The following is a 16,949-nucleotide window of genomic DNA, read 5'->3' as shown; positions in this document are numbered from 1 at the left end:
CAGGGTGCCGGAGAGCGTCCGAGGGAGAGGGGCGGGACATGGCCGCGGGATTTCTGGACATCCTCCGGGCGCGGCACGCCGCCCGGCTGCTGGTAGGGACCCTGGTGGGGCGGCTCCCGAGCGGCACCGCCCATATCGCGATCGTGCTGTTCACCCGGGCCGAGGGCGGCAGCTACACCCTCGCCGGCGCGCTCGCGGCCGTGTACGGGCTGTCCACCGCGGTCGGACAGCCGCTGCTGGGCCGCGCCGTGGACCTGTACGGCCAGCCGCGGGTCCAGCTCCCGGCCTCCGTGGTGTCGGCGCTGGGCATGGCCCTGCTGGCACTGGTGGGCCTGGGGTCACTGCCGCTGGCCTACGGGGCGGTGATGGTGGCCGGTGTGTTCACCCCGCCACTGGAGGGCGGTCTGCGGGCCCTGTGGCCGAGCGTCCTGGGCGGCGAGGACCGGGTGCACCGGGCGTACGCGATGGACGCCGTCGCCCAGGAGGTCATGTTCACCGTGGGCCCGCTGCTGGTGACGCTGCTCGTCTCCCTCTGGTCGCCCGCCGCCGCCCTGCTCGTCATCAACGCCATAGGGGTCCTGGGGGCGCTCTCCGTCGTCCTTTCCGAGCCCTCCCGCGCCTGGCGTTCCGCGCCCCGTGAGGCGCACTGGCTGGGCGCGCTGCGCTCGCCGGGACTGCTGGCGCTGCTCGGCTCGTTCTTCTTCGTGGGGCTCGCGCTCGGTTCGATCACGGTGGCCGGGGTGGCGTACGCCGACGACCACGGCCGGGAGTCGGTGTACGGCTGGCTGATGGCCGCGCTCGGGCTGGGCGCGCTGGTCGGTGGTGCGGTGTACGGGGCGCGGCAGTGGGCCGGGGCTCCGGAGCGCCGGCTGAGCGTCATCGTCGCACTGCTGGCGCTCGGCTATCTGCCGCTGATGCTGACCCCGGGGGTGGTCGCCATGACCGCTCTGGCAGCAGTGGCCGGAGTCTTTCTGGCGCCCGCGATCGCGTGCTCGTTCATCGTGGTCGACCGGCATGCTCCGCAGGGCACGGTGACCGAGGCGTTCTCCTGGCTGGTGACGACGTTCGGAGTGGGCGCGGCGGCGGGAACGGCCGTGGCAGGTCCGGCCGTCGAACTGGGCGGCACGGCGTGGAGCTTCGCCGTCGCGGGGGCCGGCGGGGTGGCGGCGCTGCTGGTCCTGCTTGCCACGGGAAAGGTCCTCGCAGTTCCCGGGCGTACGGCCGTTGCTGTACAAGGATCGGAAAATGATCGAAACGGTGCTGTCGAACCCGGTTTCAGCTCAGGCCATCAGGCGTAATGTTCAGTCATGGACCGCCGCATTTTCGGGCTGGAGAACGAGTACGGCGTCACGTGCACGTTCAGGGGACAGCGCCGACTGTCTCCTGATGAAGTGGCGCGCTACCTCTTCCGCCGTGTTGTGTCATGGGGCCGCAGCAGCAATGTCTTTCTGCGGAACGGCGCCCGCCTCTACCTCGACGTGGGATCGCATCCGGAATATGCAACCCCCGAATGCGACAACCTGACCGAGCTGGTCACCCACGACAAGGCCGGCGAGCGCATTCTCGAAGGCCTGCTCGTCGACGCCGAACGCCGCCTGCACGAGGAGGGAATCGCGGGCGACGTCTACCTCTTCAAGAACAACACCGACTCGGCGGGAAACTCCTACGGATGTCACGAGAACTATCTCGTGGCGCGGCACGGAGAATTCTCCCGGCTCGCGGACATTCTCATTCCCTTCCTCGTCACGAGGCAACTGATCTGCGGCGCGGGCAAGGTGCTGCAGACACCGCGAGGCGCCGTCTACTGCGTCAGCCAGCGTGCCGAGCACATCTGGGAGGGCGTCAGTTCCGCCACGACGCGCTCCCGCCCGATCATCAACACGCGTGACGAGCCGCATGCCGACGCGGAGCGGTACCGCCGCCTCCACGTCATCGTCGGTGACTCCAACATGTCCGAGACGACCATGCTGCTCAAGGTGGGCGCGACCGATCTGGTGCTCCGCATGATCGAGGCGGGCACAGTGATGCGGGATCTGACGCTGGAGAACCCGATCCGGGCGATCCGCGAGGTCAGTCACGACACCACGGGGCAGCGCAAGGTGCGCCTGGCCAGTGGCCGCGAGGCGTCCGCCATCGAGGTGCAGCGCGAGTACTACGAGAAGGCGGTCGACTTCGTCGACCGCCGTGGCATCCGCACCGGAACCGTCGCTCAGGTCCTGGAGCTGTGGGGCCGTACGCTCGACGCGGTCGAGGCCGAGGACCTCGACCGGATCGAGACCGAGATCGACTGGGTGATGAAGTACAAGCTCATCGAGCGGTACCGGGCCAAGCACAACATGACCATGTCGCATCCGCGGGTCGCCCAGATAGACCTCGCGTACCACGACATCCACCGCCGCCGCGGCCTGTACTACCTGCTGGAGCGCAAGGGACAGGCCGCCCGTGTCTGCAACGACCTGAAGATCTTCGAGGGCAAGTCCGTGCCCCCGCAGACGACCAGGGCGCGGCTGCGAGGTGACTTCATCCGCAGGGCCCAGGAGCAGCGGCGGGACTTCACCGTCGACTGGGTCCATCTCAAGCTCAACGACCAGGCGCAGCGCACGGTGTTGTGCAAGGACCCGTTCCGTTCGGTGGACGACCGAGTGGAGAAGCTGATCGCGGGTATGTGAGCCGGCAACAGGACAACCTCGGCTCCCGACGCGGCGCGGGCCCCGTACGTTCCTCGTACGGGGCCCTGCGTACGCCCTAGAGTGTCGAGGACCAAACCAACTGTGCCGTCTGAGATCTGAGGAACAAGTGCGCCGACTTGCCGGCCTTCTCGTCGTCCCCCTGTTGCTGCTGACAGCGGCTTGTGGCAACGAGAAGGGCTCCGCTTCCGAATCAGCTTCCGCTTCCGCCCCGTCCAAGGACGGGTTCCCCGCGATCACCGCGGGCGCGAAGTTCGGCGAGAAGCCCACCCTGTCCAAGGGCACGGGGAACCCGCCCAAGGAGCTGAAGACCAGGGTCCTCAGCCAGGGTGACGGCGCCACGCTCAAGAACGGCGACGCGATCCAGGTCAACTACCTCGGGCAGGCCTGGGACTACGACAAGCCGTTCGACAACAGCTTCGACCGCAAGCAGCCGTTCGATCTGACCCTCGGCGCCGGCATGGTCATCCAGGGCTGGGACAAGGGCCTCGTCGGCCAGAAGGTCGGTAGCCGGGTCCAGCTGGTCATTCCGCCGGATCTCGGTTACGGAGCACAGGGCCAGGGCGACATCAAGCCGAACGCCACGCTCGTCTTCGTCGTCGACATTCTGAAGTCGACGCAGATCCCGAAGTCCGCCAAGGGCACCGCGGTCGCCCAGGACAATATCGACCTGCCCAAGGTCGGCACCAACACCGACGGCAAGGCCCCCAAGGTCACCATCCCCACCAAGACCGACCCGCCGACGAAGCTCGTCTCCAATTACATCCTGGAGTCCAAGGGCGACGTCGTGAAGGACACCGACAGCGTCATCGTGAACTACGTCGGTCTGCTGTGGAAGGACGGCAAGACGTTCGACAGCACCTACACGGCGGGCAAGACGCAGACCTTCCCACTGGCCCAGGTCACTCTGAAGGGGCTCAAGAACGGTCTGGTCGGCAAGAAGATCGGCAGCCGTGTGCTCCTTGTCATCCCGCCGGACCAGGGGTTCGGTGACAAGGCGCAGCAGACCATCCCCGCGAAGTCCACGCTGGTGTTCGCCGTGGACATCCTGGCAAAGATGTAAGACTGTCCCGGTTGCCCAGTTCATCATTAAGAGGAGCAAGTCAGTGAGCATCGAGAAGCCCGAGATCGACTTCCCGGGTGGCGAGCCGCCGGCCGATCTGGAGATCAAGGACATCTGGGAAGGCGACGGCGCGGTTGCCAAGGCGGGCGCCACCGTCTCCGTCCACTACGTGGGCGTGGCCTTCTCCACCGGCGAGGAGTTCGACGCCTCCTGGAACCGCGGCACCCCGCTGCAGTTCCAGCTCGGTGCCGGTCAGGTCATCTCCGGCTGGGACAAGGGCGTGCAGGGCATGAAGGTCGGCGGCCGTCGCCAGCTGACCATTCCCGCGCACCTCGCGTACGGCGACCGCGGCGCCGGTGGCGGCCGTATCGCCCCCGGCGAGACCCTGATCTTCGTCTGCGACCTGGTCGCTGCCTGATCCGAGGCGTGAGATACGAGGGCCCGTGCCTGGCAGGCACGGGCCCTCGCTTTTGTCCGGACAGCGCGGAGCGGTACGGTCGACGGTCGTAGGGCAAAACAGAAAGGGCGTCGATGGCGATCGCCAAGGCCGAGCGGCTGATGAACCTGGCTCTGTGTCTGCTGGGGACCCGGCGCCCGCTGAGCAAGCGCGAGCTGCGCGGCTCCATCGAGGCCTACCTGGAAGCGGGTTCCGACGACGCCTTCAACCGGATGTTCGAGCGCGACAAGGACGATCTGCGCGAGCTCGGTCTGATCATCGAGACCGTGGAGAACCTGGACGGCGACACGGGATATCTCGCCCGCCGCGACAGCAACCGGCTGCCCCCGATCACGCTGGACGCCGAGGAGGCCGCCGCACTCGGACTGGCCGCCAAGGTGTGGCAGCAGGCGCGGCTGGCCGGTGCCGCCAGCGGAGCGCTGCAGAAGCTGCGGGCCGCAGGCATGCCGGAGGCCGAGGACGCGTACGAGGTGCACAGTGCCCTCGAACCCCGCATCCCCGTTCATGAGGCCGCGTTCGAGCCGTTGATGCTGGCCTGCCGGGACCGCCGCCCGGTGACCTTCGACTACCGCAAGGCCAACGCCGCCCGGCCCGAGCAGCGCCAGGTCGAGCCGTGGACGCTGGAGTGCTGGCGCGGCCACTGGTATCTGGCCGGCTGGGACCGGGACCGCGGCGCCGAGCGGGTGTTCCGGCTCTCCCGGATCACCGGCCGGGTCCGCTCCCGGGCCGGGGCCTTCACCGTCGAGGTGCCCGACGTCGTGACCGTCCGCGAGACCGTCGAGAGCTGGGCGGGGGAGACGGCGACCCGGACCGCGCGGATCAGGCTGCGGGCCGGTGCCGGATACCCGCTGCGCTCGCGCGCCATATCGGTCCGGGAACTCGGGGACGGGTGGGACGAGTTGGAGATTCCGTACGGACACGGCCTGGACGCCTGGCTCGTCGAGTTCGGTCCGGACGTCGTCGTACAGGAACCCGCCGATCTGCGGGCCGATGTGGTGGACCGGCTGCGCGCCGTGGCCAAGGACTGAGGGGGACCGTATACATGGCCACGAACGCGATCGACCAGACCCGCCGGATGCTCTCCCTGGTGACGTATCTGCGCGAGCGCCCCGGTGCCCACGTCCAGGACGTCGCCCGCGCCTTCGGGATCAGCGAGGACGAGCTGATCTCCGACCTCGACGTGCTGCCCATGTGCGGTACGAGCTTCCGCGGCGGGGATCTGCTGGACATCGACACCGACGGCGACCGGATCTGGTGGCACAACCCGGACGATGTCGCGGAACCGCTGCGGCTCGCGGCCGACGAGGCGACGGCCCTGCTGGTCGCCGCCCGCGCCGTGGCCACGCTGCCGGGGCTGCGCGAGAGCGACCGGCAGGCGCTGCTGCGGGCCACCGCGAAGCTGGAGACCGCGGCCGGTGAGGTGGGGGCGGCGAGCTCGCGGCTCTCGGTCACCTTCGAGTCCGAGGGCGGCGTCTTCGCCGATGTCGACCGGGCGATCTCCGAGCGGCGCCGGCTCTGGCTGCGCTACTACTCGCCCGCGCGCGACGAACTCACCGAGCGCGAGGTGGACCCGATCCGGCTGTTCGCCGTGGGTCACACGTACATGGAGGCCTGGTGCAGGTCGTCCGAGGACCGGCGTACGTTCCGGCTCGACCGGGTCGCCGAGATCCGGCTGCTCGACGAACCGGCCGCGCCGCCCGAGCTCGAACTGCGGGATCTGTCCGAGGGGCTCGTCCAGCCGGCGGCCGAGGACCCGGAGGTCGTGGTCGAGGTGGGCCCCGGCGGCCGGTGGGTCGCCGAGTACTACCCGCACGACAGCGCACAGGAGCTGTCCGACGGCGGGCTGCGGATCATCCTGCGCACCCCCGACCCGGCCTCGCTGCGCAGGCTTGCGCTGAGACTGGGCGGCGAAGGCCGCATCGTCTCCCCGCCGGAACTGGCGCGGAGCGCACGGCAGGCGGCCCGTGCGGCGCTCGCCGCGTATGACGAACCGGCCTGAGCGGAAACCTGAGGGAGATATGAGCAATATGTCTGTGGTGTCAGGTGTTCCGACCGTGGTGGTGCCCGAGTCCGTACGGTTCAAGGCCGCCTGCCCGGACTGCCACGAGCGGTTCGAGCTGGCGGCGGGCGCCATTCGCCTCGCCGTGGGCGCCAGCCGCAGGACGACGTTCTACTCCTTCACCTGTCCGGAGTGCGGCGCGGCCGTCCGTAAGCCCGCCGGAGAACGGATTGTTGAGCTCCTCACCGGTGGCGGGGTGCGGACGCTGCGCCTCCACACCAGCCTTTAGAACTTCGGACACCTAGACACATCGAGGCTCTGCGCATGTTCTGGCCCATGCTCGCCATCGCCCTGGGGTTTCTCGGGATCGCCGTCCTCGGCGTGCTGGCCGTCAAGGTCTTCATCGAGGCCCAGCGTCTGGGGCGTCAGGTGACGCGAACGACCCAGCGCATCAACCGGGCGGCGGAGGATCTGGAGCGGGCCACGACGGATCTTGCCGCCACCGGTGAAGCGTTGCGCTAGATGTACCGCCCCACGATCGTGTGAGCCTGTGAGCAGGGGCGATGGATCGAGGAGGGCGCGGCCTCCAGTTTCCGGGGTTCGGGGGGTACGCTGCTGAAGCGGCTCTGAGAGCGAGGCATGGGCCGTAATCGCAAGGATGCGTGGGTATTGCCCTGCGTTTACTCCTGCGGGATACGATCGCTGACAGTACGAAGGTCGGACGTCCGTCCGAGGTTCGATCCGCCCCACCCCTGCTGCCTCGGTGAGAAGGTACACACATATGTTCGGAAGGCTCGGCGCTCCCGAGATCATCCTGATTCTTGTCGTCGTTGTTCTGCTGTTCGGCGCGAAGAAGCTTCCTGACATGGCTCGCTCGCTCGGCAAGTCGGCCCGCATCCTCAAGAGCGAGGCCAAGGCCATGAAGTCCGAGGGCAGCCCGTCGGCGACCCCGGCCGAGCCGGCCGCCAACGACGCCGCCCAGGACCAGGCCGCCCAGCGCACCATCAAGGCCGCCCCCGGCGACGTGAGCAGCTCGCGACCGGTCGCGGAGCCGACCGACTCGACCAAGCGCTGAAAAGAACCGGGCCGACGCAGGCGCCCTGATCAGTGAGGGCCTGCTGCACGAGATGAGGACGTGGGTTGCTCAAGTCTGCCCGCAAGCAGGAGACGGACCCAGAGGGCCGCATGCCCTTGGTGGAGCACCTGCGTGAGCTGCGTAACCGGCTGGCGAAGGGCATGCTGGCCATCGTTGTCGTGACGATCGCCGCAGCTTTCTACAGCCAGGCGCTGATGGAGTTCCTCTCTGCTCCCGTGCCCCGTTGCGAGAAGGGACTGGGCGAGACAACCGGGGGCGCGTGCGCGGTCATTGCGTACACCGACCTTCTCTCACCCTTCACGACGACGGTGAAGGTCAGCCTCATGGCCGGCGTCATCATCGCCAGCCCGATCTGGCTGTACCAACTGTGGGCGTTCGTGGCGCCCGGACTCCACAAGCACGAGCGGAAGTACACGTACGCCTTCGTGGCGGCCGCAGTGCCGCTGTTCCTCGGTGGTGCCGCGCTCGCCTACACGATCCTGCCGATCAGCATGCGTGTCCTGTTGGGCATCACGCCCGACGGTTCGGCGAACATCCTCCCGATGGACAAGATCCTCGACTTCACGGTCCGGATGGTGCTCATCTTCGGAGCGGCTTTCGAGCTGCCGCTGCTCCTGATCATGTTGAACCTGACGGGCATAGTGACCGGGCGTCGCATGCTCGGCTGGTGGCGCGGTGTGGTCATGGGGGTGTTCGTCTTCGGGGCAGTGGCGACTCCCACCACCGACCCCGTGGGGATGATCGCGCTCGCGGGTCCGATCGTGGTCCTGTACTTCATGGCAGTCGGTTTCTCTCTGCTGAACGACAAGCGGCGACGCCGTGCCGATCCCGACGCCGAACTGGACGACGACGAGGCATCAAAGCTGGATCTCACCCCCGAGGACGTCGGTGAGATCGAATCGGTCTCGTCCGCCCGGGCGTTGCCCGCACAGGCGAGTTCGGACCGGGACCGCGTGAACGGTTACGACGACATCACCTGACCTTGTAGGGTCCCCGGGTGACCAGCGAGATCACCCTTTTCGTCAATCCCACCGCAGGACGCGGCCGGGGCGCGCACGCCGCGCAGCCGGCCGCTTCCGCGTTGCGGGACGCAGGATTCTTTGTACGCACGGTTCTCGGTGAGGACGCCGACGATGCCCTGCGGCGGGCCCGTGAGGCCGTCGCGGCCGGGACCGGCGCGCTGATAGCCGTGGGCGGGGACGGCATGATGTCCCTCGCCCTGCAGGCCGTCGCGGGAACGCTGACCCCGCTCGGGGTCGTCGCCGTCGGCACCGGCAACGACTTCGCCCGCGCGCTCGGGCTGCCGATACGGGATCCGGCCGCCGCCGGACGGCTGGCCGCCGAGGCGCTCAAGGGCGGCGGCGTCCGCGAGATCGACCTCGGCCGGGTCGGTGAGCGGTGGTTCGGGTCGGTGCTCGCCTCCGGTTTCGACTCCCGGGTCAATGACCGCGGGAACCGGATGCGCTGGGTCGGCGGACGGTTCAAGTACGACCTCGCGATCCTTGCCGAACTCGCCGCGTTCAAGCCCATTCCGTACCGCGTCAGGCTGGATGACGGACCGGTCAGGGAGATCGAGGCGACGCTCATCGCGGTCGGCAACGGATCGACGTACGGCGGGGGCATGCGGATCTGCGCGGACGCCGTCATGGACGACGGGCTGTTCGACGTGACCGTTGTCGGCGACTGCAGCCGCACCACCCTGCTCAAGGTCTTCCCCCGCGTCTACAAGGGAACGCACCTCAGCCACCCCGAGGTCACCGTGCACAGGGTTTCCTCGATCGAGCTGGCCGCAGCCGGTGTCACCGCGTACGCGGACGGTGAACAGCTCGGGGCGCTGCCGCTCACCGCGACCTGTGTGCCTGGCGCGGTGAGAGTGCTCCTGCCGGGTACTCCCAGCGGGATTTAAAGATCGCGCCTGCTGTCAGAGGTGGCGGGTAGGCTCGTAAGCAAGATGACAGAGGACCTCTCACCAGCTGAGCGATACCAGGCTTCTCGGACCCGTGCTGCCGAGCTGGCCACCGCACTCGCGCCCTTCCGCGAGATGTACGAGTTCGATCTGGACCCCTACCAGATCGAGGCCTGCGAGGCACTGGAGGCCGGCAAGGGGGTGCTCGTCGCAGCACCGACCGGCTCGGGCAAGACCATCGTCGGCGAGTTCGCCGTGCACCTCGCCCTCGAACAGGGCCGCAAGTGCTTCTACACCACCCCGATCAAGGCCCTGTCCAACCAGAAGTTCGCCGATCTGGTCAAGCGCTACGGACCGGACAAGGTCGGCCTGCTGACCGGTGACAACAGCGTCAACGGCGATGCCCCGGTGGTCGTCATGACCACCGAAGTGCTGCGGAACATGCTGTACGCGGGCTCGCAGGCGCTGCGCGGCCTCGGCTATGTGGTGATGGACGAGGTGCATTACCTCTCCGACCGCTTCCGGGGCGCCGTCTGGGAGGAAGTGATCATTCACCTCCCGGACTCCGTGACCCTGGTGTCGCTGTCGGCGACCGTGTCCAATGCCGAGGAGTTCGGTGACTGGCTGGACACCGTCCGCGGCGACACCCAGGTCATCGTCTCCGAGCACCGCCCCGTGCCGCTCTGGCAGCACGTGCTGGCAGGCCGCCGGATGTACGACCTCTTCGAGGAGGAGACCGATCACGGCGGCCGCGGCGCCGGCCGCCGCGAGGTCAACCCCGATCTGGTCCGGCTCGTCCGGATGGAGAACCAGCGGGCGTACAACCCGCGTGAACGCCGCCGCGGCAAGATGATCCGCGAGGCGGACCGTGAGCGCGAGCGGCGCCAGCGCAGCCGGATCTGGACCCCGGCCAGGCCCGAGGTCATCGACCGGCTGGACGCCGAAGGGCTGCTCCCCGCCATCACGTTCATCTTCAGCCGGGCAGGCTGCGAGGCCGCCGTACAGCAGTGTCTGCACGCCGGACTGCGGCTCAACGACGAGGGCAAGCGCCGCCTGGTCCGCGAGATCGTCGAGGAGCGGACCTCATCCATTCCCGGCGAGGACCTCCACGTCCTGGGCTACTACGAGTGGCTCGAAGGGCTGGAGCGGGGCATTGCCGCGCATCACGCCGGCATGCTGCCCACGTTCAAGGAAGTCGTCGAGGAGCTGTTCGTACGAGGGCTCGTCAAGGCCGTCTTCGCGACGGAGACCCTCGCCCTCGGCATCAACATGCCCGCACGCTCGGTCGTGTTGGAGAAGCTCGTCAAGTGGAACGGCGAACAGCACGCCGACGTCACACCGGGCGAGTACACCCAGCTGACCGGGCGGGCCGGACGGCGTGGGATCGACGTCGAAGGCCATGCGGTGGTGCTGTGGCAGCGGGGCATGGACCCGGGCGCGCTGGCCGGACTCGCGGGTACGCGTACGTATCCGCTGCGGTCCAGCTTCCGGCCTTCGTACAACATGGCCGTGAACCTGGTGCAGCAGTTCGGGCGGCACCGCTCGCGCGAGCTGCTGGAGACCTCCTTCGCACAGTTCCAGGCAGACCGGTCGGTGGTCGGGATCTCCCGGCAGGTCCAGCGGAACGAAGAGGGACTGGAGGGCTACCGGGAGGGCATGACCTGCCACCTCGGTGACTTCGAGGAGTACGCGCGACTGCGCCGCGAACTCAAGGACCGGGAGACGGAGCTCGCCAAGCAGGGCGCGTCGCAGCGGCGGGCCGCGGCCGCGGCGTCCCTGGAGAAGCTCAAGCCCGGCGATGTCATCCATGTCCCCACGGGCAAGTACGCCGGACTCGCACTGGTCCTCGACCCGGGGCTGCCCGCCGGACGGACCAATGGGCACGGGCACCGCGGGCTCGAATACCACGACGGGCCGCGGCCGTTGGTGCTGACTGCCGAGCGGCAGGTGAAGAGGCTCGCCCCGATCGACTTCCCCGTTCCGGTGGAGGCCGTGGAGCGGATGCGGGTGCCGAAGTCGTTCAACCCGCGCTCGCCGCAGTCGCGCCGCGATCTGGCCTCCGCGCTGCGGACCAAGGCCGGGCACATAGTGCCGGAGCGGCACCGCAAGGGGCGGTCCGCCGCGGCCGACGACCGGGAGATCGCCCACTACCGGGCGGAGTTGCGCGCGCACCCCTGCCATGGGTGCAACGAGCGTGAGGACCATGCGCGATGGGCCGAGCGGTATCACCGGCTGCAGCGCGACACCAGGCAGCTGGAGCGGCGCATCGAGGGGCGGACGAACACGATCGCCCGCACCTTCGACCGGATCGTCGCACTGCTCACCGAGCTCGACTATCTGCGGGGCAATGAGGTCACCGAACACGGGCGGCGGCTTGCGCGGCTCTACGGCGAGCTGGATCTGCTGGCGAGCGAATGCCTGCGGGCCGGGGTGTGGGAGGGCCTGAACCCTGCCGAACTTGCGGCGTGCGTTTCGGCGTTGGTGTATGAGGCGCGGCAGGCCGATGACGCGGTGGCGCCGAAGCTGCCGTCGGGGCCCGCGAAGACCGCGATGGGCGAGATGGTCCGGATCTGGGGTCGGCTCGACGCCCTGGAGGAGGAATTCAAGATCAACCAGGCGGAGGGGGTCGGGCAGCGTGAACCCGACCTGGGGTTTGCCTGGGCGGTCTACATGTGGGCGTCGGGGCGGACGCTGGACGAGGTGCTGCGCGAGGCGGAGATGCCGGCGGGAGACTTCGTGCGGTGGTGCAAGCAGGTGATCGATGTGCTGGGGCAGATCGCGGCTGCGGCTCCGAGGGACGGTAGTTCTGTGGCGCGGAGTGCGCGTAAGGCGGTGGAGGCGGTGTTGCGGGGGGTTGTGGCTTATAGCTCTGTGGGGTGAGGGCTGCGGGGTGGTGCGCCTGCGGCGGGCTTGTCCCTTACCAGGCCCTTCCCGGAACCGGGGCTCTGCCCCGGACCCCGGTCCTCAAACGCCGGACGGGCTGGAAGGGTGCCGGGCAGGTCGGGTTTGTCGGCCTGCCCGCGCGTTTCGGTACGGGCCGCGATGTAGGCGGCGGCGGGGGACGGATCGGGGGAGCCGGAGCCGTAGGCGAACAGCACCCGGTCCCATCCGTGGCCCTCGTGTGCGCGGGCCAGTTTGAGCGTGTACGCCTTGTCGAAGGACGCCCCGGAGCGGGGTGTCACTTCGGAACCTTCATTGGTTGCTGCGATGCCGAGAAAATCGACGGGGGCGACGACGCGGGCCGGGTCCTGGAACCCGGTTTCCGGAACGAGCATCTGCTCGCCACCCGCGACGGCGAGACGGTCGCCGCCACGCCTGACCTCATCTGCGTGCTGGACACCGACACCGGTGACCCGGTGACGGCGAAGGGCCTGCGCCACGGCCTGCGCGTCAGCGTCCTCGCGGCCCCTTGCGACCCGCGTTGGACCACACCGGGCGGCCTGGCCCTCGCCGGGCCGCGGTACTTCGGGTACGACGTGGACCATCTGCCGTTCCGACAGGTCTGCTCCGCGGCACCGGCCCGGCAGCCCTCGGCCGGTCCGCTTCACGCGGACCGGCCGAGGTTCCCGGTCTCAGACCGAGCGCTTGCCGCTCTTCATCGACACCACTACGCAGACCAACCCCAGCAGCACGGTCAGTCCGCCGATGATGACGTTGTTGAGGATGATGCCCAGGCCGGGGCCGCTGCCGACGACCCACGTCGAGGCGATCAACCAGGCGCCCATGGCGCATATGGCCCAGCTCAGGCCATACATCCGCTCCGGCATGACGGTGAACCCGAGGCCCAGTACGGCGATCGCGATACCCATGATCAGGTTGTTCGTCATGAGTGCGGGCTGACTCGCCGTGAAGTGGAGCACCCAGGGCGAGATGGCGCAGTAGAGACCGATGAGGAACACCGGTGCGTCCACCAGGGCCACATCACGCCCGCCGAGCATTCGGGTGTAGCGATCGCGCATTTCGGAGATATCGGGGTGGCTGGCCATGTCACGGCCGGTGTGCGAGACGTTTGACATGGGTTCGTCTCCTTCGCTGTCGCAGACCTGAACGGCGCCTTTGTGTGCAGAATGGCCTGTTATGGATATTCTGCTCTTATCTCACCCTTATGTGTAGATTCAAGGCGTGCGGATATTCGTGGGAATCGCACCACATGGGTCACCGTCCAGCCGCCGGGCCAGGGCCAGCAGATCGGGCGTCCGCAGCACACGGTCCCCGTACCCCGGCAGTGGCACGTGCAGGGGCTCCGTCCAGCGTGACGGAATCGCTTCGAAGCCGTACACCGCCCCCGCCAGGCCGCCGGTCACCGCCGCGACCGTGTCCGTGTCCCCACCCACGTCGACCGCTGCGGCAAGGGCGTTCTCGTACGTACGTGTCGTGCGCAGTGCCCAGAGTGCGGTGCCCAGACACGGCCACACCGCACCGTTGAACTCCGTTGCCGCGTCCGGATGCCAGCCGGGCGCGAGAACGGTGGCCCAGCGCTCGCGGTGATCCTCGTGCACCCGGTCCAGGGCGCCCGGGACGGCGGCGAGCGGATGGTCGCCGTCCAGTGCCACCCGGATCAGCTCATGGAGCACGGCGGTGCCCTCCCAGGCGGCCCGGTCGCCGTGCGTCAGCGCGGCGATCCGGCGGCCGGCGTCCATCGTCGCCACCCGCCCCGCCCGCGCGAAATACACCGCCGGTGCGGCGGCCCGCATCAGCGAACCGTTGCCCGCCGCACGCCCGTTGACCTGGAAGTGCAGCGCTGCCGCGAGGTCCCAGGGGTCACCGCTCGTCAGGACGTCCTCGGTCTGCAGGCCGATGTCCTTCGGCCCATCCCGCGCCCATCGGCGAAACCGGCCGAACATGTCGGGGAGGTCGAGGCCGTCCCGTTCCAGCAGGGACTCCGCGACCAGAACGGCCATCTGGGTGTCATCCGTGGCCTCGCCCGGATCCCAGCCGCCACCCCCGCACATCGTGCCGACGCCGTCCGGGAAGCGGGCCGCGTACACACCGGCGGGACCGAACTCGAACGGCGCCCCCAGCGCGTCACCGACCGCCGATCCGACGACGGCACCCGCCACCCGGTCCTGCCGGTCCACGACGCTCGGACGGTTCGTCCGGTCAGCGTACGGAGGACGGTCTCCTCCCGTACACGAGATGAACCGCACCGAGCAGAACCGTCGCGCTCGGGGGGAGGAGCGTGAACCACTGGAAGTAACGGAGGCCGCCCGCCGGGTCGTACACCGCTGCCCGCGGCCAGGCCGGACCGATCGTCATGCCCGCCCCCGCACAGGAAGACCAGGGCGTCGACCGGAAGTCCCGGCCGTCCTGGCGAGAACAGCGGCCTGCCCGTCTCGCCTCACCGCGGGGGCATCAGGACCGTGTCGACGATGTGGACCGTCGCGTTGGCGGTCGGGACATTGCCGCAGACGACGTTCGACGATTCGTTCACGGTGTACGTCATCCCTGAACCGGACGTGGTCAGTTCGCTCTTCTCCAGCGTGGCGAAGGAGCCCTTCTCCAGTTGCTTCGGCGTCAGTTTCCGACCCACCACGTGGTACGTCAGTACCTTCGTGAGCGCCGCCTTGTCGGCGAGCAGCTTGTCCAGGTCCGCCTGCGGAATCCTGGCGAAGGCGTCGTTGGTGGGCGCGAACACCGTGATGTTCCGCGCGTTGTTCAGCGTGTCCACCAGACCGGCCTTCCTGACCGCGGCGACCAGGGTGGAGAGTGCCGGGTTGTTCGAGGCGGCCGTGGCGACCGGGTCCTTCGCCATGCCGGCGAAGGAGCCCGCGCCGTCCTTCGGCACGGAGGAGCAGGCCGGGCCGAACGGCTCGTTCGTGTTCATCGAGCCGTCGGCCTCGACGGGCGACGACGCCTCGGCCGAACTGGCGCTGGAACCGGGCGAGTTGTCCTTCGAGTCGCTGGAGCAGGCGGCCAGGGTGAGCGGCAGGGCAACCGCTGCGGACAGGGCGACTGCGGCACGGCGGACGTGAAGGGCCTTCATGGCGTTCTCCCGGATTGTTTGAGTGAGGATATGATTACTTTTGGTGATGTCTCGGGGCATGGTGAGCCGCGCTCCGCGGAGCGGGTGGTGCGGTCGGGGTGTGCCCCGGCTCGGTGTGCCCCGGCTCAGGGCACGTCGATCACCACCGAGTGCCAGCCGGTCGCACCGTTGGGCACGGTGCCTACGCGATCGCCGGTCTGGGTGGCGCCGGTTCCGTCGGTGGCGCGAACCTCAAGGGTGTGGCGGCCGGATGCGGCGGGCCACTCCCACACCCACTGGCGCCAGGTGTCCTGGGTGTCCGCGGCAGCCAGCCGTGCCGTGTGCCACTCCCCACCGTCCACCCGTACCTCAACCCTGGAGATACCGCGGTGCTGGGCCCAGGCCACCCCGGCCACCGGCACGATGCCGGCCTTCGGGGAGGCGAACGGACGGGGGGTGTCGATCCGCGACTCGGTCTTGACCGGTGCCTCCTGGGCCCAGCTCCGTTTCACCCAGTAGGCGTCGTAGGCATCGAACGTGGTGAGCTCGATTTCCTTGATCCACTTGCACGCGGACACGTATCCGTACAGGCCGGGAACGACCATACGGACCGGGAAGCCGTGCTCGAAGGGCAGTGGCTCGCCGTTCATGCCGAAGGCGAGCATCGCGTCGCGCCCATCCATGACCGTCTCGACCGGTGTGCCGATCGTCATGCCGTCGACGGAACGCGCCACGATCTGGTCGGCGGGCCCGCCCTTCGACGGCGGGCGCACCCCGGCATCGCGCAACAGATCGGCCAGTCGTACGCCGAGCCACCTGGCGTTGCCGACGTAAGGGCCGCCGACCTCGTTGGACACGCAGGTCAACGTGATGTCGCGCTCGATGACCTCCCTTCGCAGCAGGTCGTGGAAGCCGACGGTGACGGGCCGCGCCACACCCCTGCCATGGATCTTCAGCTGCCATGTGCCGGCGTCGACGCGCGGCACGACCAGAGCCGTGTCCACCCGGTAGAAGTCCTTGTTCGGGGTGATGAACGAGCTCAGCCCCCGGATCCTCAGATCGGCGCCCGCCGGGACCGCCGGTGCGGCGGAATGCGGCACCGGGAGGACCAGGTCATGACGTGAAGCGGAGGCTCCGGCCTGGACGGAGGACGTGAGCCGCCGCCCCAGGAGTCCCGCGCCGGCAGAGGCCACCGTCGCGGCGGTCGCCGCGACCACGAAGCCACGGCGGTCGAGGACGCCGTTCGCCTCTTCGTCCCTCTCCCCAGCCGCGGGAGAGGGACGAAGAGCCGGTGTGAGCCGTCCGACCAGGAGATACAGCACTCCTACGGCCACCGCGGCACCCACCACCGAAGGCAGCGCGTCGGCAGGCGCGCCCTGCGGACGCCCTGCCGCCGCCACTGCCCCGACCAGACCGAAGACCAGGACGGCAGCTGAACCGAGCCGCCGGTGCCGCAGTGCCAGCACCCCGACCGCCATGGCGAAGAGCGCCAGAAGGATCAGGATCCCGAGCTGGAGCACCAGCTTGTCGGCGGTACCGAAGTTCCGTACGGCGAAGTCCCTCACGGCCGGGGGAGTGCGGTCGATCACCGCACTGCCCACTGCCGTGACCGGGCCTGCCTCGGGACGTACGACAGCCGCGACCAGCTCGGCGACCGCCAGGGCGCAGAACCCGGCGATCAGACCGCTGAGCGCGGCGAGGGCGGCGCGCGCGCAGCCCGGTCGGCGGGACCGAGCGGCCCCGGTTCGCTGCGAATCGTCTCGATCTTCACTCACAACG

16 protein-coding genes and 2 pseudogenes are annotated in these 16,949 nt (G+C 69.0%); 13 read left to right on the top strand and 5 right to left on the bottom strand.

The window, feature by feature from the left end; all coding sequences use genetic code 11:
- Positions 1–38 precede the first annotated feature (38 nt).
- The 12 genes from IEZ15_RS11015 to IEZ15_RS10960 all read left to right on the top strand — a co-directional run bounded on the left by IEZ15_RS11015 (position 39) and on the right by IEZ15_RS10960 (position 12,088).
- Positions 39–1,298 (top strand): MFS transporter, encoded by a 1,260-nt coding sequence (locus IEZ15_RS11015; RefSeq protein WP_114243624.1) that lies wholly within the window; start codon positions 39–41, stop codon positions 1,296–1,298.
- Positions 1,299–1,307: 9 nt separating this feature from the next.
- On the top strand, positions 1,308–2,669 hold the full coding sequence (pafA, locus tag IEZ15_RS11010; protein WP_093894153.1) for a Pup--protein ligase: 1,362 nt from the start codon (positions 1,308–1,310) through the stop codon (positions 2,667–2,669).
- A 127-nt stretch (positions 2,670–2,796) separates the two neighbouring features.
- On the top strand, positions 2,797–3,750 hold the full coding sequence (locus IEZ15_RS11005; protein ID WP_189276194.1) for an FKBP-type peptidyl-prolyl cis-trans isomerase: 954 nt from the start codon (positions 2,797–2,799) through the stop codon (positions 3,748–3,750).
- A 43-nt stretch (positions 3,751–3,793) separates the two neighbouring features.
- Positions 3,794–4,168 carry an FKBP-type peptidyl-prolyl cis-trans isomerase gene (locus IEZ15_RS11000; protein WP_114243622.1) on the top strand — a complete coding sequence of 125 codons (375 nt, stop codon included), beginning with the start codon at positions 3,794–3,796 and terminating at the stop codon, positions 4,166–4,168.
- Positions 4,169–4,281: 113 nt separating this feature from the next.
- Entirely contained in the window at positions 4,282–5,235 is a 954-nt protein-coding gene (locus IEZ15_RS10995) for a helix-turn-helix transcriptional regulator (protein ID WP_189276192.1), read from the top strand.
- A 14-nt stretch (positions 5,236–5,249) separates the two neighbouring features.
- Positions 5,250–6,206: a helix-turn-helix transcriptional regulator gene (locus IEZ15_RS10990; protein ID WP_189276189.1), complete on the top strand. Its 957-nt coding sequence runs from the start codon at positions 5,250–5,252 to the stop codon at positions 6,204–6,206.
- A gap of 19 nt (positions 6,207–6,225) precedes the next feature.
- Complete coding sequence (locus IEZ15_RS10985; protein WP_189276187.1) at positions 6,226–6,495, top strand: CpXC domain-containing protein; 270 nt, start codon at positions 6,226–6,228, stop codon at positions 6,493–6,495.
- A gap of 35 nt (positions 6,496–6,530) precedes the next feature.
- The gene (locus IEZ15_RS10980; RefSeq protein ID WP_114243618.1) at positions 6,531–6,728 is read left to right on the top strand and encodes a hypothetical protein; all 198 of its coding nucleotides are present in this window, start codon (positions 6,531–6,533) and stop codon (positions 6,726–6,728) included.
- 259 nt (positions 6,729–6,987) lie between these two features.
- Complete coding sequence (tatA, locus tag IEZ15_RS10975) at positions 6,988–7,281, top strand: Sec-independent protein translocase subunit TatA (RefSeq protein WP_114243617.1); 294 nt, start codon at positions 6,988–6,990, stop codon at positions 7,279–7,281.
- Positions 7,282–7,391: 110 nt separating this feature from the next.
- A complete protein-coding gene (tatC, locus tag IEZ15_RS10970) occupies positions 7,392–8,282 on the top strand; it encodes a twin-arginine translocase subunit TatC (protein WP_114243616.1) in 891 nt (296 codons plus the stop codon).
- A gap of 17 nt (positions 8,283–8,299) precedes the next feature.
- Positions 8,300–9,208, top strand: coding sequence for a diacylglycerol kinase (locus tag IEZ15_RS10965; protein ID WP_114243615.1), 909 nt, complete (start codon positions 8,300–8,302; stop codon positions 9,206–9,208).
- 45 nt (positions 9,209–9,253) lie between these two features.
- Complete coding sequence (locus IEZ15_RS10960; RefSeq protein WP_189276185.1) at positions 9,254–12,088, top strand: DEAD/DEAH box helicase; 2,835 nt, start codon at positions 9,254–9,256, stop codon at positions 12,086–12,088.
- A gap of 146 nt (positions 12,089–12,234) precedes the next feature.
- On the opposite strand, the pseudogene IEZ15_RS10955 reads toward IEZ15_RS10960, so the two are convergent.
- A pseudogene (locus IEZ15_RS10955) lies at positions 12,235–12,483 on the bottom strand (hypothetical protein); the annotation flags it as partial.
- Here IEZ15_RS10955 and IEZ15_RS10950 point away from each other — a divergent pair.
- Positions 12,403–12,639: pseudogene (locus IEZ15_RS10950) on the top strand (S-methyl thiohydantoin desulfurase domain-containing protein); the annotation flags it as partial. The pseudogenes IEZ15_RS10955 and IEZ15_RS10950 overlap by 81 nt on opposite strands.
- A gap of 141 nt (positions 12,640–12,780) precedes the next feature.
- On the opposite strand, the gene IEZ15_RS10945 reads toward IEZ15_RS10950, so the two are convergent.
- From IEZ15_RS10945 to IEZ15_RS10930, 4 genes are all read right to left on the bottom strand, one after another.
- Positions 12,781–13,224 carry an SPW repeat protein gene (locus tag IEZ15_RS10945; protein WP_093898420.1) on the bottom strand — a complete coding sequence of 148 codons (444 nt, stop codon included), beginning with the start codon at positions 13,222–13,224 and terminating at the stop codon, positions 12,781–12,783.
- A 99-nt stretch (positions 13,225–13,323) separates the two neighbouring features.
- Entirely contained in the window at positions 13,324–14,286 is a 963-nt protein-coding gene (locus IEZ15_RS10940) for an ADP-ribosylglycohydrolase family protein (RefSeq protein ID WP_189276183.1), read from the bottom strand.
- A gap of 260 nt (positions 14,287–14,546) precedes the next feature.
- On the bottom strand, positions 14,547–15,191 hold the full coding sequence (locus tag IEZ15_RS10935) for a fasciclin domain-containing protein (RefSeq protein ID WP_189276181.1): 645 nt from the start codon (positions 15,189–15,191) through the stop codon (positions 14,547–14,549).
- Between the two features lie 125 nt (positions 15,192–15,316).
- Positions 15,317–16,945 (bottom strand): molybdopterin-dependent oxidoreductase, encoded by a 1,629-nt coding sequence (locus tag IEZ15_RS10930; protein WP_189276178.1) that lies wholly within the window; start codon positions 16,943–16,945, stop codon positions 15,317–15,319.
- Positions 16,946–16,949: the final 4 nt, after the last annotated feature.

Source organism: Streptomyces atratus, assembly GCF_014648655.1.
GTDB lineage: Bacteria > Actinomycetota > Actinomycetes > Streptomycetales > Streptomycetaceae > Streptomyces > Streptomyces atratus.
The sequence above is the reverse complement of the archived record's forward strand: the minus strand, read 5'-3'. Positions and strand labels throughout refer to the sequence as shown.

Coding starts and splice junctions, on each gene's coding strand:
- IEZ15_RS10945 (WP_093898420.1), bottom strand. CDS start 13,224: ATGTCAAACGTCTCGCACACCGGCCGTGACATGGCCAGCCACCCCGAT.
- IEZ15_RS10990 (WP_189276189.1), top strand. CDS start 5,250: ATGGCCACGAACGCGATCGACCAGACCCGCCGGATGCTCTCCCTGGTG.
- IEZ15_RS10935 (WP_189276181.1), bottom strand. CDS start 15,191: ATGAAGGCCCTTCACGTCCGCCGTGCCGCAGTCGCCCTGTCCGCAGCG.
- tatA (WP_114243617.1), top strand. CDS start 6,988: ATGTTCGGAAGGCTCGGCGCTCCCGAGATCATCCTGATTCTTGTCGTC.
- IEZ15_RS10980 (WP_114243618.1), top strand. CDS start 6,531: ATGTTCTGGCCCATGCTCGCCATCGCCCTGGGGTTTCTCGGGATCGCC.
- IEZ15_RS10960 (WP_189276185.1), top strand. CDS start 9,254: ATGACAGAGGACCTCTCACCAGCTGAGCGATACCAGGCTTCTCGGACC.
- IEZ15_RS10995 (WP_189276192.1), top strand. CDS start 4,282: ATGGCGATCGCCAAGGCCGAGCGGCTGATGAACCTGGCTCTGTGTCTG.
- IEZ15_RS11015 (WP_114243624.1), top strand. CDS start 39: ATGGCCGCGGGATTTCTGGACATCCTCCGGGCGCGGCACGCCGCCCGG.
- pafA (WP_093894153.1), top strand. CDS start 1,308: ATGGACCGCCGCATTTTCGGGCTGGAGAACGAGTACGGCGTCACGTGC.
- IEZ15_RS10985 (WP_189276187.1), top strand. CDS start 6,226: ATGAGCAATATGTCTGTGGTGTCAGGTGTTCCGACCGTGGTGGTGCCC.
- tatC (WP_114243616.1), top strand. CDS start 7,392: ATGCCCTTGGTGGAGCACCTGCGTGAGCTGCGTAACCGGCTGGCGAAG.